The organism is Microbacterium sp. SLBN-154 (assembly GCF_006715565.1).
Lineage (GTDB): Bacteria > Actinomycetota > Actinomycetes > Actinomycetales > Microbacteriaceae > Microbacterium.
Genome location: NZ_VFNL01000001.1, coordinates 678,356 through 692,510, shown reverse-complemented (window position 1 = coordinate 692,510; position 14,155 = coordinate 678,356). Strand labels below are relative to the sequence as shown.

Annotated in this window: 16 protein-coding genes; 3 read left to right on the top strand and 13 right to left on the bottom strand. The window is 72.3% G+C overall.

The window, feature by feature from the left end:
• Window positions 1-9: 9 nt before the first annotated feature.
• The 11 genes from FBY40_RS03530 to FBY40_RS03480 form a co-directional block, all read right to left on the bottom strand.
• Entirely contained in the window at window positions 10-909 is a 900-nt protein-coding gene (locus FBY40_RS03530) for a hypothetical protein (RefSeq protein ID WP_141936438.1), read from the bottom strand.
• A complete protein-coding gene (locus FBY40_RS03525) occupies window positions 906-1,535 on the bottom strand; it encodes a flavoprotein (protein ID WP_141936436.1) in 630 nt (209 codons plus the stop codon). Before FBY40_RS03525 ends, FBY40_RS03530 begins: the two co-directional genes overlap by 4 nt.
• A complete protein-coding gene (locus tag FBY40_RS03520; RefSeq protein WP_160141337.1) occupies window positions 1,532-2,542 on the bottom strand; it encodes an LLM class flavin-dependent oxidoreductase in 1,011 nt (336 codons plus the stop codon). Before FBY40_RS03520 ends, FBY40_RS03525 begins: the two co-directional genes overlap by 4 nt.
• Window positions 2,539-3,654, bottom strand: a complete 1,116-nt coding sequence (locus FBY40_RS03515) for a hypothetical protein (protein WP_141936432.1) — start codon at window positions 3,652-3,654, stop codon at window positions 2,539-2,541. Before FBY40_RS03515 ends, FBY40_RS03520 begins: the two co-directional genes overlap by 4 nt.
• Window positions 3,651-4,841: an insulinase family protein gene (locus FBY40_RS03510; RefSeq protein ID WP_141936430.1), complete on the bottom strand. Its 1,191-nt coding sequence runs from the start codon at window positions 4,839-4,841 to the stop codon at window positions 3,651-3,653. The genes FBY40_RS03515 and FBY40_RS03510 overlap by 4 nt, the downstream gene beginning before the upstream one ends.
• A gap of 109 nt (window positions 4,842-4,950) precedes the next feature.
• The gene (locus tag FBY40_RS03505) at window positions 4,951-5,163 is read right to left on the bottom strand and encodes a hypothetical protein (RefSeq protein WP_141936428.1); all 213 of its coding nucleotides are present in this window, start codon (window positions 5,161-5,163) and stop codon (window positions 4,951-4,953) included.
• Between the two features lie 23 nt (window positions 5,164-5,186).
• Window positions 5,187-5,387, bottom strand: coding sequence for a hypothetical protein (locus FBY40_RS03500; protein WP_141936427.1), 201 nt, complete (start codon window positions 5,385-5,387; stop codon window positions 5,187-5,189).
• The gene (locus FBY40_RS03495) at window positions 5,388-6,437 is read right to left on the bottom strand and encodes a T3SS effector HopA1 family protein (protein ID WP_141936425.1); all 1,050 of its coding nucleotides are present in this window, start codon (window positions 6,435-6,437) and stop codon (window positions 5,388-5,390) included.
• Window positions 6,434-7,531 (bottom strand): phosphotransferase, encoded by a 1,098-nt coding sequence (locus FBY40_RS03490; RefSeq protein ID WP_141936423.1) that lies wholly within the window; start codon window positions 7,529-7,531, stop codon window positions 6,434-6,436. Before FBY40_RS03490 ends, FBY40_RS03495 begins: the two co-directional genes overlap by 4 nt.
• Window positions 7,528-8,280 (bottom strand): class I SAM-dependent methyltransferase, encoded by a 753-nt coding sequence (locus tag FBY40_RS17255; protein WP_160141336.1) that lies wholly within the window; start codon window positions 8,278-8,280, stop codon window positions 7,528-7,530. The genes FBY40_RS03490 and FBY40_RS17255 overlap by 4 nt, the downstream gene beginning before the upstream one ends.
• Before the next feature lie 118 nt (window positions 8,281-8,398).
• Window positions 8,399-9,589 carry a sensor histidine kinase gene (locus FBY40_RS03480; RefSeq protein ID WP_141936419.1) on the bottom strand — a complete coding sequence of 397 codons (1,191 nt, stop codon included), beginning with the start codon at window positions 9,587-9,589 and terminating at the stop codon, window positions 8,399-8,401.
• 288 nt (window positions 9,590-9,877) lie between these two features.
• Between FBY40_RS03480 and FBY40_RS03475 the strand changes: the two genes are divergently transcribed.
• From FBY40_RS03475 to FBY40_RS03465, 3 genes are all read left to right on the top strand, one after another.
• Window positions 9,878-10,555 (top strand): response regulator, encoded by a 678-nt coding sequence (locus FBY40_RS03475; protein ID WP_141936417.1) that lies wholly within the window; start codon window positions 9,878-9,880, stop codon window positions 10,553-10,555.
• Between the two features lie 71 nt (window positions 10,556-10,626).
• On the top strand, window positions 10,627-11,919 hold the full coding sequence (locus tag FBY40_RS03470) for a sensor histidine kinase (RefSeq protein ID WP_141936415.1): 1,293 nt from the start codon (window positions 10,627-10,629) through the stop codon (window positions 11,917-11,919).
• Window positions 11,916-12,695 (top strand): response regulator, encoded by a 780-nt coding sequence (locus tag FBY40_RS03465; protein WP_141936413.1) that lies wholly within the window; start codon window positions 11,916-11,918, stop codon window positions 12,693-12,695. The genes FBY40_RS03470 and FBY40_RS03465 overlap by 4 nt, the downstream gene beginning before the upstream one ends.
• Before the next feature lie 7 nt (window positions 12,696-12,702).
• Here FBY40_RS03465 and FBY40_RS03460 read toward each other — a convergent pair whose 3' ends face one another.
• Window positions 12,703-13,326 (bottom strand): dihydrofolate reductase family protein, encoded by a 624-nt coding sequence (locus FBY40_RS03460; protein ID WP_141936411.1) that lies wholly within the window; start codon window positions 13,324-13,326, stop codon window positions 12,703-12,705.
• A gap of 118 nt (window positions 13,327-13,444) precedes the next feature.
• Window positions 13,445-14,014 (bottom strand): NADPH-dependent FMN reductase, encoded by a 570-nt coding sequence (locus FBY40_RS03455; protein ID WP_141936409.1) that lies wholly within the window; start codon window positions 14,012-14,014, stop codon window positions 13,445-13,447.
• Window positions 14,015-14,155 lie beyond the last annotated feature (141 nt).

Sequence of the window (14,155 nt, the reverse complement as noted above, 5' to 3'; positions counted from 1 at the left end):
CTCCTCTCGTCAGGCCCCCGCGGGGGCGTCGGCGCGCTCGACCAGCCAGGCGAGGAAGGCGGCGTTGCGCGATCCGGTGTCGGTGGATCTCGTGGTCTCGGCGAAGTCGCACAGGTGAAGGAAGTAGCGGAGGGCGATCACCCGATCGAGCCACCGGCGGTCGGGTCGGCGTCCCGTCGCGCTGCTCCAGCCGTCGATGAACGCGGTGGCGGCGGTGGGGTAGGCGGACGGGTCGACCCCCCGGCCCTGAGCGAGATATTCGAACTCCGTCAACTCCCCCAGCATCCATCCGAGGTCCAGTTCGGGGATCGACGCCATGAGCTCATCGCCCACGGGCACCTCGGGGCGGCTGAGATCGGGGGCGACGAACACCGAGCCGAGGGTGAACCCGCCGTGACAGAGCACCCCTTCGCGGGGAAGCTCGGCGAGCCACGCGCGCAGTCGCTCGACCACCGTCGCCTGCTGCTGCACGACGACGAGGCCGGCGTGGGTGGTGGGGTGAGCCGCGAGATGGTCGGCCAGACGGATCAGGTGCGGGGAATCGATACCGGCGACGGATGCCGCGGCCGCGACGTCGCGCTGGAGCTCGGCGAGCGCCCCGCCCAGCGTCGTCATGACCTCGGTGATCTCGTCCGCGGACACACGGGGGTCGGGCCAGAGGAGGCTTCCCAGCAGCTCGGGGCCGGTGAGCGCGTAGACGGCGCCCTCTGTCGTGCGCTCGGGAGCAGGGAAGCGCACCGATCCGGTCTTCGAGGCCTCTTCGAGCTGCCGGGCCGAGAGCTCCCGGCGCAGCGTGTCGTCGGCGCGGGAGTCCTTGATCCGACGGATCAGACGCCAGCGGCCGTCTTCGTTGCGCAGCTGCTGCTGCCAGACACGGGTGTCGTACTCCCAGGCGATCTCCATGGTCACGGGACCCCCACCTCCGTCTTCGTGTCGTGCCGGATGATGGCCTCGGCCAGCACCGACGCCGCGTGGGGGAACATGGCCGGTGGCGATCCGGCGATGCTCGGGTCGAAGGCGCTCACCCCCGTCAGCGGTTCGAGCAGGCGCACATGGGGCCGGTCGCCCAGCTCCCGCGTGTACTTCTGCCAGACCGGGGTGTCGACGAACCCCGGCGGGGCGGACGCCGCGACGACGATCGGGGCGAGCGTGGACTGCATCGCCAGAACCGCGGGTGAGTCGCAGAGGCCGGCCGCCAGTCGCGAGACGAGGTTCATCGTCGCCGGGTGGATGAGCCAGCCCTCCGCCCACTGGGCGAGGTCGACGTGCAGAGCCGCACCGTCGGCCGTCTCCCAGTCGTCGATGATCGGCGCGGCGCCGGTGAAGGTGCGAAGCGCCGTGGGTCCCACGAACGCGCGGGCCGAGCGGGTGAGGACGATCCGCAGTTCGATGTCGGGGGCGACCTGCGCCATCCAGCCGAGCCACGACGGCAGGAAGGCCGCGCCGGGCGCGGCGGTGCCCATCACGACGATCCGGCGACCCTCGAGCGCGGTGAGATCGGGGGTGGAGGCGGGGAGGTACTCGGACGCGCTCACGCGGTCACCTCCGCGTGGGTGCGTGCCTCGGTGGGGAGAGGGAGGAGCGAGCGGACGCGGCGCTGACGCACCTCGTCGAGCACCTCGGACAGGTCGTGGAGGGCTGCACCTGTGCCGTGCTCCTGCGAGACGCCGAAGACGTTGAAGACGACCTCGTCGACGCCGGCGTCGCCGAGGCGCTCGGCGGCGTCGACGATCTCAGCCGCGCTCCCGTAGAGATAGACCTCGTCTCGGACGATCCGGCGGGCACCGGCGACCGGATCGGCGGCGTCGACCTCGATCCCCGCCCTCTTCAGCATGTCGACGTAGTGGGGCGCCGTGAGGTGGGCGCCCACGGCGCGGAACGCCATCCGGTCGGGGTCGCGGCCGGGCCGCCGGATGCCCACGTGGACGATGGCGGCGACCCGCGGCATCCGCTCCCCCGCCTCGTCGGCGCCGCGCTCCGCAGCGGGGATGAGGGTGTCTCGGAGATACGCCTCCGGCGTGAGCCAGGTGATCGCCCACTGCGCCGAACGCCCCGACGCGCGGGCCATCCCGGGACGGAGGACTCCGAATCCGACCTCGACCGCTCCGAAATGGGGATCGATCGGCTGACCGGAATGCGGGTGGGTGCGAAGCGGGACCGGTACGACGGACAGCAGGCGACGCGCGAACTCCTCCGTGGCCGCCGCGGGACGCGGCAGCGGGGCACCCAGTGCCTTCTGCTGGAACTCCGTTCCGCCCGGGCCGATTCCGGCGACGTAGGAGTGACCCGAGAGTCGCGCGATCGACAGGGCCTGGATGCCGAGGCCGTGCGGATGCCAGAGAGGGTGCAGGACCACACCTGTGCCGAAGGGGATCGTGTAGCCGCGGCCGATGAGGGCGGCCATCGTCGCATGCGAGTCGACGATGTTCGACTGGCCGAACCAGAGCCGATGACCGCCGCCTCGGGCGGCGTCGGCGTAGGGGATGACGGGGCCGAGGGCCACCGGCATCTCGGGGTACATCACTCCGACGTCGATGTTCACAGTTCCTCCCATTCGTCGGGGCGCTCCCCCGGGCTGAGGACGAGCGCGTCGAAGTCGTCGGCGCGGAAGAGCTCCGCGGCGCGTGCGGTGACCGCCTGCGATGCGAGCCGGTCGAGAAGGGCGGCGTCGTCGGCACCGGCGTCGGGCGCGTCGATGTGCGCGGCGCGCCGGCGACGCCGACTCTCCGCCGCGAGTCGGCCGCGCAACGAGTCGGCCTCGACGAGCGTGCGTCCGCGTGCCCGCGCGAGCGCGGCGGCGGCGTCGAAGGTCGCGACGAACCGCGCCCGCGCCCGCGCGAGAGCCGCGTCGGCGGCGTTCTCGTCACCGGGAGCGACCTCGGCCTCGACCACGAGGACGGCGGGGTCGGTGGCGGAGCGGAGCTCGGCCACCGGGCTGTAGGCGAGGCCGGTGCTGCGCACCTCGGCGGCGAGGACGCCGTCGGCGTCGGTCGCGAAGGCGGCCAGGATCACGCGGTCGGCCAGGTGCTCGGCGAGCGAGCGCGGCGGCGGGGTCCTGCGGGTGTGGCGGACCAGGGCGAGGGACAGGATGCCGGCGCCCTCCGGGCCGCCCAGGCGGGCCCATCGACGTCGCGGCGCGGCGTCGGCAGCGGGCGGGGCGGCAGAGGTGCCGGCGCGAGTCGGGCGGTACCCCGCCGAGCGGCGCGCGGGTACGGAGAGCACCTCCGCGAGGCGGCGCTCGAGATCGGCGGTCGACGTGGCGACGGCGGCGTCGCCCCGCCCGACCACGACGCGGGCGGGGGCGTGGCGGAGAAGAGCCGTGACGGGAACCTCCGTCGGCTCGGCGGTGAGGGCGTCGGCGCGTGCCGACAGTGACAGGAGGGGGAGCGGCGCGCCGCGCGACGGCAGCGCGCTCAGGTGCACCCGCCACGCGGCGAGCGCGGCCACGAGGCGGGTCTCTTCGTCTGGCGCATCGAGCGTGACCTCCACGGCGACGCCGTCGTCGGTGACGGTGACCCCGTCGTGCGCGAGGCCGGTCATGGTGAGGGATCGCGCGACGGCGTCACCGGCGGCGGCGCGCTCGGCGGCCGGCACGGCGAGGTCGAGATCGATGCGCACGACGGTCAGGGCGGTGGGTCCGAGGACGGTGTTCATGCCGCGGCCTCCGCTCCGGGGCGGGTGACCACCGGTTCCCACACCACGCGGCCGGAGGGTGCCTGCAGGATGTGGGCGCAGAGGTCGATCACGTCGTGTTCGACCGCATCGGCGACGGCCGAGCGGTCGGCGACGACATCGAACCCGGCGAGCACGTCGCGGGCGACGAGCGCGCTCGCGGTACCGGTGCCCGACAGGTATTCATCGATGGCGCGGGCCGCCCCCCGACGCGCCGGCTCGAAGGCCGCGTGATGGGCTCGCGCGCCCGAGAGGGGGGTGGGAAGGCGGAACACGCCGTCGTCGGTCGCGCCGATCTGCGTCGCGAGGACGAGGGCCGCGTCGGGACCGAGCAGCTCACCGAAGAGTCCGCTCCGCCAGGCGCTGCCGGAGGTCGCGCTCAGAATGCGGGTGGCGATCATGAGGAGTCCGCGCGAGACGCCCGGCTGCGTGAGGTCGATGAGGCGGATGTCGGAGCGTGCGGGCGCTCCCAGACCGATCCGCCGAAGGGAGATCTCCCTCGGGGTGGGGGAGGAGAGCGGGTGAAACGGCGCGGCCGTGACCGAGGGCGAGGCGTCGAGGTCTGCCAGGATCGCTGCCGGATCGACGTCGCCGGCGATCCCGATCGCGGCGGACCGAGGGTCGACGCGCCCGCCGTCGAGGTCGGCGAGGCTGACGTCGTCGAGCCCGGCGAGGTCGCTCAGCGCATCCTGTGGACGATCGCCGCCCGCGATGCCGGAGAGCGCCGTGCACCAGGGGAAACCGGCGAGGGGCGAACGGGCGGCCCGCTCGGCGACCTCACGGCGGACGAGGTCGATCTCTCGGGCGAGGTCGGCGGGCGTGGCCCGCCACGGCTCGAGACGGCCGCGGGCGCGGCCGATCCAGTCCAGCACCGAGCGACGATCGTCTGCCGGCACCAGGAAGGAGTACTCGGTGTGGAACGGGTAGGTCTGGGCGTTGGAGAGCCCGCCCGCGGAGAGCACGGCGGCATCGATGAACTGCGATGATGCGTCGACGGCGTGGTGGTGGCGCAGGTGCTCCACGAGGTGCGCGCGTCCGGCGCCGGCAGCGGAGTCGTCGGCGAACCCGCCCGCGACGGCGACACTCACCCCGAGGGCTCGCGCACCGGGGACCCGGAGGGCCGCGACGCGCGTGCCGTCGGCGAGCACGCCCTGTGCCTGTTCCACCATGTCGGTTCTTCCTCTCGAGATGTCGATGGATCGGTCTCGCCCGCCGCCGCGGCACGTGCGCCGGCGCCTCAGCACGACGGCGCTGACACCGCGGCGGCGGGCGAAGCGATCAGCAGCCGGCGGTGATGGTGACGCCGGTGCTCGTGACCGCGCCGGCGCTCGCGCCGATGGAGAAGGCGACGCACTCGGGCGAGGAGGCGGTCAGGAACACGCTCACCGTCGACGGGGTGGCGGCGGGGGCCGCCTCGCCGGTGAGGGCGGACAGCTCGGATGCCTGCGCGTAGGCGCTGAAACCGGCGACGAGCGACTGGGTGTGTGACATGCGGGTTTTCCTTTCCTGGGGGGTCAGCAGCCGTAGGTGACGGTGAACGAGGTTCCGCCGACGCTGACGATGGAGGTGGCGGTGCCGCAGGCGGCGCTGGAGGCGGCGATGAAGCTGAGGATGCCCGGGGTGGCGGCGGGGGCCGCCTCGGTCATCTCGACGAGGTCGGCCGCTCCGGCGTACGAGCGGTAACCGGCAATGAGCGACTGCGTGGCAGCATCCATTCACTGCTCCTTTCTCTCTGTGGTGACGGAAGCGGCGTCTCCGCTCCCGCTCTGGCGACTGTCGCCAGTCCGACCGACCCGCCACTCCCACGGGGGCGAGTCGAGATTCTGGAAGACCGCGCGCGGGTCGACGTTCGCAGCCAGGAGCGCCTCACGGACGCGCGCCGTGGGGCTGCTGCCGTCGGCGGAGGCCACCACGCCCTGGGCCACGGCGGCGGCGCGGTGCTCTCCGAAACTGGTGCGTCCCGGGCCCGCGGCGAGGTCCATCGGTTCCCACGCGACGCTCACGCCGGGTGCGATCCGTCGCGCGAAGATCGAGACGGGAGTCTCGTCGTCGGCGCGCAGCACCTCGGCCACCTCGTCGAGGAGAGCCCAGCTCTCGGCGGGCAGGTAGACGACGAGGGCGTCGTTGCGGGGGAAGCTCCAGGTTTGCGAGATCACCTTCGCGCGCAGCGGTGCGCCGCTGTCCTCGGCCCACCGGGTGAAGCGCGCCCACACCGACACCGCCTCGTCGGCGTTGCGGAGATGCCGGTAGACCCGCAGCGGCCTCCCCCCACCGCCCCCGCCGATGCGCGGGGTGAAGAAGAGGAACCCGATCGACAGGCGCGGGGCGAGCGAGGGCAGCTCGGCATCGATGCGCACACGGCCGCGGCCCGGGCGGACGGTGCCGGGCACGAAGACCCGCACCCCCTGGAGCAGCACGATCGCGCCGCCGTCGGCGCCGTCGACCGTGTCGATCGCAGTCAGTCTCTCGACACGGGAGAGGGAAGCGGATGCGGCGACGAGGCGCTCCTCGAAGACGTGGTCGTTCTGCAGCGCCGGCACGAAGTCATCGGCGTGCTGCGGTGTGCTCCCCGCGTGGTGCCGCGTGTACAGGTGGGTGGCGAGGGCGTGTTCGAGGCCGCGCTGCGACGACGCCCGCAGCTCGTGCCCGTCGCAGTCGACGATCCATCCGTCGTCGCGGTACGCCACGGTCGTCGCCTCGATGAGCGCCTCCACCCCGGGATCGAGACGCCACTCGCGGCGGATCGGAGTCGCACGGTCGGTCATGCCGTCACCTCCTGGGTGCTGAGGTCGTCGAGGCCGAGCACCGCTCCGTAACGGTCGGAGCCGACGATCGCCTCCCGCCCGATCCCGGCGAGCGCCCGATCGAGCGCCGACACGCGACCGAAGTAGGTACCGGAGGCCAGCGAGCGGTCGAACAGCTGCCAGCCGAAGTAGCTCACCGCGCGGTCCACGAACGCGGCGTCGACGATGTCGTCGGCGACGCGGTCGCGGTACCCGCGCCAGAAGGCCTGCGCCAACGGCCGCGAGGTGTCGATCGCCTCCGACCCGAAACGCACCACGTCGGCGTCGTCGAGTTCGTCGGCGTGCATCGATGCGTCGACGATGGTGCGGCGGAGCCGGTGGTAGAAGACCTCGCCGAGCATGGCGCCGACATCGCGGGCGGGGTCGCCCAGGCGGAACTCCTCCCAGTCGAGCATGAACGCCTCCTCGGCGGTGAGGAAGATCTGGTCGGCGCGCAGGTCGCCGTGCGCCGGGGTGCGCCGGCCGTCGCGCGAGCGATCCACCAGCAGATTCAGGGCGTCCAGCAGCGGCTGGTCGCGCTGGATGAACCGCCACATGTCGAGCTGCCCCATCGTGGAGCCGTAGAAGGTCTCGCGTGACATCGCGTTGGGCCCGGCCGGGGGGAACATCGGCCGGCTGCGGTCGATGGCGTCGGGATCGATCACCTCGAGCGAGTGCAGGGCGGCGACGCAGCGTCCGGCGCGGCGGACCTCGTCCGTCTCGGCCTCGACCTCGCGAATGGACTGCGCGAACGTCGAGCGGGCGTCGACCCACTCGTACGCGAGCGACACCGACGGGGCATGCGCGGCCCGGAGCGCCGGGGCCCGCAGGTCGGCGCCGGCATCGGCGAGACGCACGCACTCATGGAACGAGACGCTGCGCGCGTGACGCTCGCCGGCGGCCATGCCGCCCAGCTGCTTGACGAAGACCCGGTCGCCGTCGCCGAAGACGATCTCGCCGTTGAGGTTGCGTCCGATGATCGGGGAAGCCTCGGTGACCTCGTCGACGCGGCGGCCCATCGCCTCCAGGAGCGGCCGCACCCGTTCGAGCAGTCGCTGCCCGTTCTCGCCGATCATCGGGCGGCCTTGCGGTAGAGGGAGAGACAGCGCCCCATGCCATCGACATACGGCGCCCCCTGCCACGTGGCACTCCGCTCGGCCAGCTCCATGCCGGCGGCGCGCGCCACGGCGTCGAGCTCGAAGGGGAAGGCGTAGCGCAAGACGTGGGTGAAGGTGAACGGCTCCCCCCGACCGAGCACCGTGTGCTCGGCGACGAGCAGCTGCGCGGTGGGCTCGACGGTGTACTGCTCGACCATCACCGTGGTGACATCCAGCTGGCGCATCTGCACGAGCGGCGCGCGCTGAGCGTGGTAGACCGAGGGCGAGAAGGTCTCGACGAGGAAGACGCCGTCGTCGCTCAGCGCGTCGTGGGCAGAGCGGAACACCGCGATCTGGTCGTCGAGGCTCGTGGCGAAGAAGAGGGTGTTGACCATCACCATCGCCAGGTCGTATTCGCCGTCCACCCGGTCGCGGGTGAAGTCTCCCAGGCGCGCATCGATGCGGCCGTCGGCGTCGCGTTCGCGGAGGACCTCGAGCATGGCCGGCGAGGCGTCGATGCCGGTCACGTCGTAGCCCGCGTCGGCCAGGACGAAGGCCAGTCGTCCGGTGCCGACGCCGAACTCCAGCACCCGGCGGCCCGACACCCGGCGAGCGAGGTAGTCGAGCAGACCGGAGAAGTCCCCGAAGAGGTCGGGATACATCAGGTCGTAGATCTCGGTGATCCGTCCGCCGTAGCGGTCGGTCCCGGTCAGCATGGGCGTCGTCATGCCCTCAGAATCCGGCCGCGCACCCCCCGGCCACATCGCCCGGACGACCGAACCTCGCCGCGACCGGCGTCGGAGGCCGGCTCCGACGAAAGGTGGAGCGAAGGGGTTCGGCGCCGTGTCAGCGCTGGGGCAGCCGGGCCTGCACCCGCCACCCGTCATCGATCGGTGAGGCGTCGAGCGAGCCGCCGAGCACGCGCATCCGCTCGCGCATCCGAGCGAGGCCGTAGCCGCCGGAAGGCAGGGCGAGTCGGGTGCGCGCCGACCCCCCACCCACGGGGTTGACGACCGCGAGGGTCGCCTCGCCGTCCTCGAGGGAAAGGGCGATCTCGACGGCACCGTCGGGGCGACCGTGTTTCGCGACGTTGGTCGCAGCCTCCCGCAGGACGCGGGCCAGCGCGATGTCGACCGTCGGCGAGAGCGAGCCGGCGGCATCGAAGCCGCGTGCGTCGACGGTCATTCCCAGCGCGCGCAGTTCACGCTCGACGTCGCCGAGCGTCGAGCGAAGCCGCCTCCGGCCGCCGTCTCCCTCCTCACCGTCCGACGGCGCGGTGAGATCGAGCAGACGCCGGATATCGGCGAGGGCCTGCCGCGCGGCATCCCGGATCGCCGCCTCCGATTCGCTGCGGATCGCGCTGTCGTCGGTGCGCTCCAGCACGCTCGCGTGCATGGAGATGATCGTCAGCTCGTGAGCGATGACGTCGTGGAGCTCATCGCTGATCCGCTGGCGCTCCACACGGGCGGCGTCCTCGGCGGCACGCTCGCGGCGCTCGAGCGCCGTCGACAGCGCGCTCGTGCGCTCGCGGAGTCGCCTGACCGACCACCCGATCACGGCCGAGACGGCGGCGAGGATCGCCAGCACCACGATCCAGGTGCCGGGAATCGCACCGGGGGAGAAGACGATGACGATGAGGATCCACACGACCAGTCCCGCGCCGTAGACGAGAGAGAGGATGCGGGAGCAGGTGGCGACGACGAATCCGGATGCCACGGCGAGCGCGAGGAGGGTCTGCTCGGCGCCCGTCCGCCCGAGGGCGAGGGAGGCGCCGGCCAGGAGCACGAGCGTCGCGGTGGGCGGGTGCACCGCGAACAGGGCGAAGCACGCGGTGATGAGGATCTCGGCGACGGTGGTGGTGAGGGGCTCGGCCCCGGCGTCGATGACGGCGACGACGATCTCGAGAGCGATGATCGCGACCACGAGCGCCACCACCACTCGTGCGGCGACGCGGGAGAGGGGGGTGATGCGCCAGATATCACGCCAGCCGGCGGCGCCGCTGCCGGCTGAGCGAGGGGTGGAGGCGTGGGAAGCCATCCCCCCGATTATGCCCGGGCAGCTGTGCCCGGGCGCCGGCGACTCAGCAGGTGCCGCCGAACAGGTTGCAGAGGGTGCTCCAGAACGCCAGCGGTGCGAGCGGACCGCGACCGAGGACGCTGGCGAAGCCCGGCAGGGGGCGGGTCGGCGTCGGTGCCATGATCTCCTCCTCAGAAGTCGATGCCTCCATCCTCGCGGTCGAGCCGTGGCGGCGCAGCAGTCGAAGGTCGCCGTTCCCCTCCGACTTTCGTCGGACCCGGGTTCCGCCCCGGCCCATAGACTGCCCGTGTGCCGACCGCCGCTCCCGCGTCTCTGCGTGTCATCATCGTCGACGACGAGGCCCTCATGCGTCACGCGCTGGCGGTGTTCGTGCGCAGCGCCCCCGACATGGAGGTCGTCGGCGAGGCGGCCGATGGCGCCGCGGCCGTGCACCTCTGCGCCGAACTGCGTCCCGACGCCGTGCTCATGGACATGCAGATGCCCGGCGTCGACGGCGTCGAGGCCACCCGCCGCATCCACGAGGCCTTCCCCGAGATCCGCGTGATCGCAGTGACCACGTTCTCGTCGGTGCGCTACGTCGTGCCGGCCCTTCGCGCAGGGGCGAGCGCGTACCTGGTGAAGGACACCGATCCCGACGAGCTCGTCGCCGCCATCCGCGACGTCGTCGACGGCTCGGTGGTGATCTCCCCGAGCGTCACGACAGAGCTCATCACCTCCATCCGCGACGGCGCGGGGCCGACGACCGTCGAGTCGCTCGCCGACCACGAGCAGCTCTCCGATCGCGAGCGCGACGTGGTCGTCCTCCTCGGACGGGGGATGTCCAACGCCGAGATCGCCGCCGAGCTCCATCTGTCGGAGGCGACGGTGAAGACGCACCTCGGCAACGTGATGGCCAAGTGGGGGGTTCGCGACCGCGTGCAGACCCTCATCCGGGCGGCGCGCGCCGACATCGTCCGCCTCACCTGACCGGAACCCGTCGCGCGGGCTCCCCCGTGAGACGGATGTCGCGCCGGCGTGTCTGGCCTACCGTGGAACGCATGTCGGACGCCCTCCCTTCTCCGGCCACGCGCTGGATCCCGCCGCGCGGCGATGTGCTTCTGGCGGCCGGGCTGCTGCTGTCGGGGATCCTCAGCTCGTGGCTGGGACTGGTCGCCGGGTTCTACCAGGGCGAGGCGGCCGGTCTCGGTACGGCTCTGGTGTACTCCGTCGCCCTCAGCGCGCCCCTCGCCTTCCGTCGGCGCTTTCCCACGCTCTGCCTCGTGATCGTCGCGGCGGTGTTCTACGCCGGCGGCTCGTTGCGGGTCTCCGACCTCTATGTCGGCCAGATCGCCCTGTTCATCGCCTTCTACGGCGTCGGCGCCTGGGTCCTCGACCGACGACGCGCGGTCGTCATCCGCGCCCTCGTCACGGTGGGGATGTTCGTCTGGCTCCTCGCCACCCTCTACCTCGACACCGCCGACCCCGACCCCGACGGGCCGTCGATGGCCGGAGCGTTCTCGCCGTTCGCCGCGTACGCGCTCATCCAGATCCTGGTGAACATGGCCTTCTTCGCAGGCGCCTGGTACATGGGCGACCGGGCGTACGCTTCGGCCCTTCAGCGCGGCGCGCTGGAGGAGCGCACCGCAGAGCTCGAGCGCGAGCGGGAAGTCACCGCCGCCCAGGCCGTGGCCCTCGACCGGGTGCGGATCGCCCGCGAGCTCCACGACGTCGTCGCGCACCACGTCTCGGCGATGGGAGTGCAGGCGGGGGCCGCGCGCGCGGTGATCGAGAAGGACCCGGATGCCGCGCGGACGGCGCTGGCGGGAGTGGAGACCTCGGCCCGCTCGGCTCTGCATGAGCTCCGCCAGCTGCTGGAGACACTGCGGACACCGGACGGCGGGTCGACCGAGGGCTCGACGCTCTCGGTCGAGGATCTCCACGACCTCGTGGCGTACGCGGACGAGAACGGACTGCCGACCACCTACGCCGTCATCGGCGACCCGAGGCCCCTGCCCGACGTCGTGCAGGTGAACCTCTACCGCATCGCCCAGGAGGCGCTCACGAATGCACGGCGTCACGCCGGGCCCGACGCGCGGGCCGACGTGCGCCTGCGATTCGAGCGGGACGGGGTCGAGCTCGAGATCACCAACACCGGCCGCGTGGCCACACCCATGCGACCCGGTCTCGGGCTCGTGGGGATGCGCGAGCGCGCGGCCGCGTCCGGCGGCACCCTCGAGGCCGGGCCCCGCGTGCGTGGCGGATTCCGCGTGCGGGTGCACGTGCCGCTTCCCGCCGCGCCCCCGGCGGCGCCGAGGGATGACGCTGCCGTGACGACCGGAGCGGTCCGATGATCCGCGTCCTCCTCGTCGACGACCATGCCGTCATGCGGGCGGGCTTTCGCATGATCCTCGAATCCGAGGATGACATCGCGGTGGTCGCAGAGGCGGCGAACGGCTCCGAGGCGGTCGCCGCGGCATCCGTCCATTCTCCCGACGTGATCTGCATGGACGTGCAGATGCCCGGGATGGACGGGATCACCGCGACCCGCACCCTCGTCGAGGCGGGATCGGAGGCCGCCCTCCTCATCGTGACCACCTTCGACCGCGACGACTACCTCTTCGAGGCGCTGTCGGCGGGGGCCAGCGGATTCCTGCTGAAGAACGCCGGGCCCGAGGAGCTCGTCCACGCGGTGCGGGTCGCCGCCGCGGGCGACGCGCTGCTCGCCCCCGAGGTCACGCGCCGGGTGATCCAGCGGTTCGCGGGCGGTGGCGCGGACTCGGCCCTGAACGCGGCGCCGCGCCCGGCCCCGCCCACCTCGGTCGAGGAGGATCGGCCGAGCGGCGGAGCTTTCGCGTCGGATCGTCCGCGTCTGGACCGAATCTCCTCGTCCGGGCCGACGGCGGCGGCGCCCGAGGCCGCGCCCGCCGCACCCGTCGTCGAGCTCACCGATCGCGAGACCGAGGTGCTGCGCCTCGTCGCGCAGGCGCTCAGCAACGCCGAGATCGCCGAGCGGCTCTTCATCGGCGAGGCCACGGTGAAGACCCACGTCTCCAACGTGCTGCAGAAGCTCGGCGCCCGCGACCGGGTCGCCGCGGTGGTCTACGCTCACCGGCACGGCCTCACCTGAGAGCGCGTCAGTCGCCCATCTCTCCCGTGCGGAGCGGGCCGGCGGGGGCGTAGCGAAGCAGCACGGCCCCCTTCTCGGACACGATCGGATCGCCGAGCAGCGCGAGCGTCGCGGGCGACGCCCCCTCGGGGAACACCCGCTTGCCCCGACCGATCACCACCGGGTAGGTGTAGAGCCGGAGCTCGTCGAACGCCTCCGCGGCGAGGAGGGACTGCACGAAGTCGACGCTCCCGATGACGTGGATGCTCTCGTGCACCTCGCGGAGCGCGATGACGCCCGCCACCGCATCGTCACCCAGAAGCGTCGAGCCCTCCCAGGCGAGCGCGGGGGCGCCCCGGGACGCGACGTACTTCGGGATCGCGGCGAACTTCCGGCCGATGCGGCCGGCGCCGTCGCCCTCGACGTGGTGCGGCCAGTAGGCGGCGAAGATGTCGTACGTGCGCCGCCCGAGCACGAGCGCGTCCATCTCGTCGATGCCGCGGGCGATCTCGCGCCCCTCGATCTCGCCCATCACGGGCTCCTGCCAGCCGCCGTAGGGGAAGTCGCCCGATCGGTCTTCATCGGGCGCCCCCGGCGCCTGGGCGACACCGTCCAGCGAGACGAACAGGTCGATGATGATGCGTCCGGTCACAGATCCCCCTCGGCGTCGCGCTGACGTCGACAGCCATCCTCGCCCCTCGAGACCCCGGCCGGAAGAGCGACAGCCCCGGCCCGCCGAAGCGGAGCCGGGGCTGTCGAGGGGGGATGCGTCAGGCGCTGACGAGCTCGTGCGCGTAGCGGTCGACGAGGGCGTTGAACGCCTCGAGGTAGCCGACGAGGAACGCGGCGGTCTCGTCGTTGGTGACCTCACCCGAGTCGGTGAACAGACCCGGGGTGGTCTGGATGTAGCCCTCGGGCTGTCCGAGCGACGGGGCGTTGAAGTGGCTGAGGATGGCCTTCAGGTGCTGCTGGCCCGCAGCGGTGGCGATGCCGCCCTGCGAGGTGCCGATGACGGCGGTGGGCTTGCCGTCGAACGAGTTCTGGCCCCAGGGGCGCGCCGCCCAGTCGAGGGCGTTCTTCAGCACGCCGGGGATGGAGCGGCTGTACTCGGGGGTGACGATGATGACGCCGTCGACGTCGGCGAGGGCCTGCTTGAAGTCGCGGGCGACCTCGGGGTAGTCGGCGTCGTGGTCGGGCGAATAGAACGGCAGGTCCTTGATCGGGATCTCGACGAGGGTCGTGCCCTCCGGGGCAAGACGCGCGAGCGCCTCGGCCAGGCGCCGGTTGATCGACGTCGACGAGATGCTCCCGACGATGTACCCGATGGTGCGGTTGCTCATTGAGTTCTCCTCCATAGATGGCGTCTCCCGGCGGGAGACCGCCGTCGGACATTCCAAGAGGGTGAAAGTCGCGGCATCCCTTATGTATTCCCGCGTATGGAATTTTCTCTCGATGTCGAGGGATCCCCCGCAGGGGGGAGG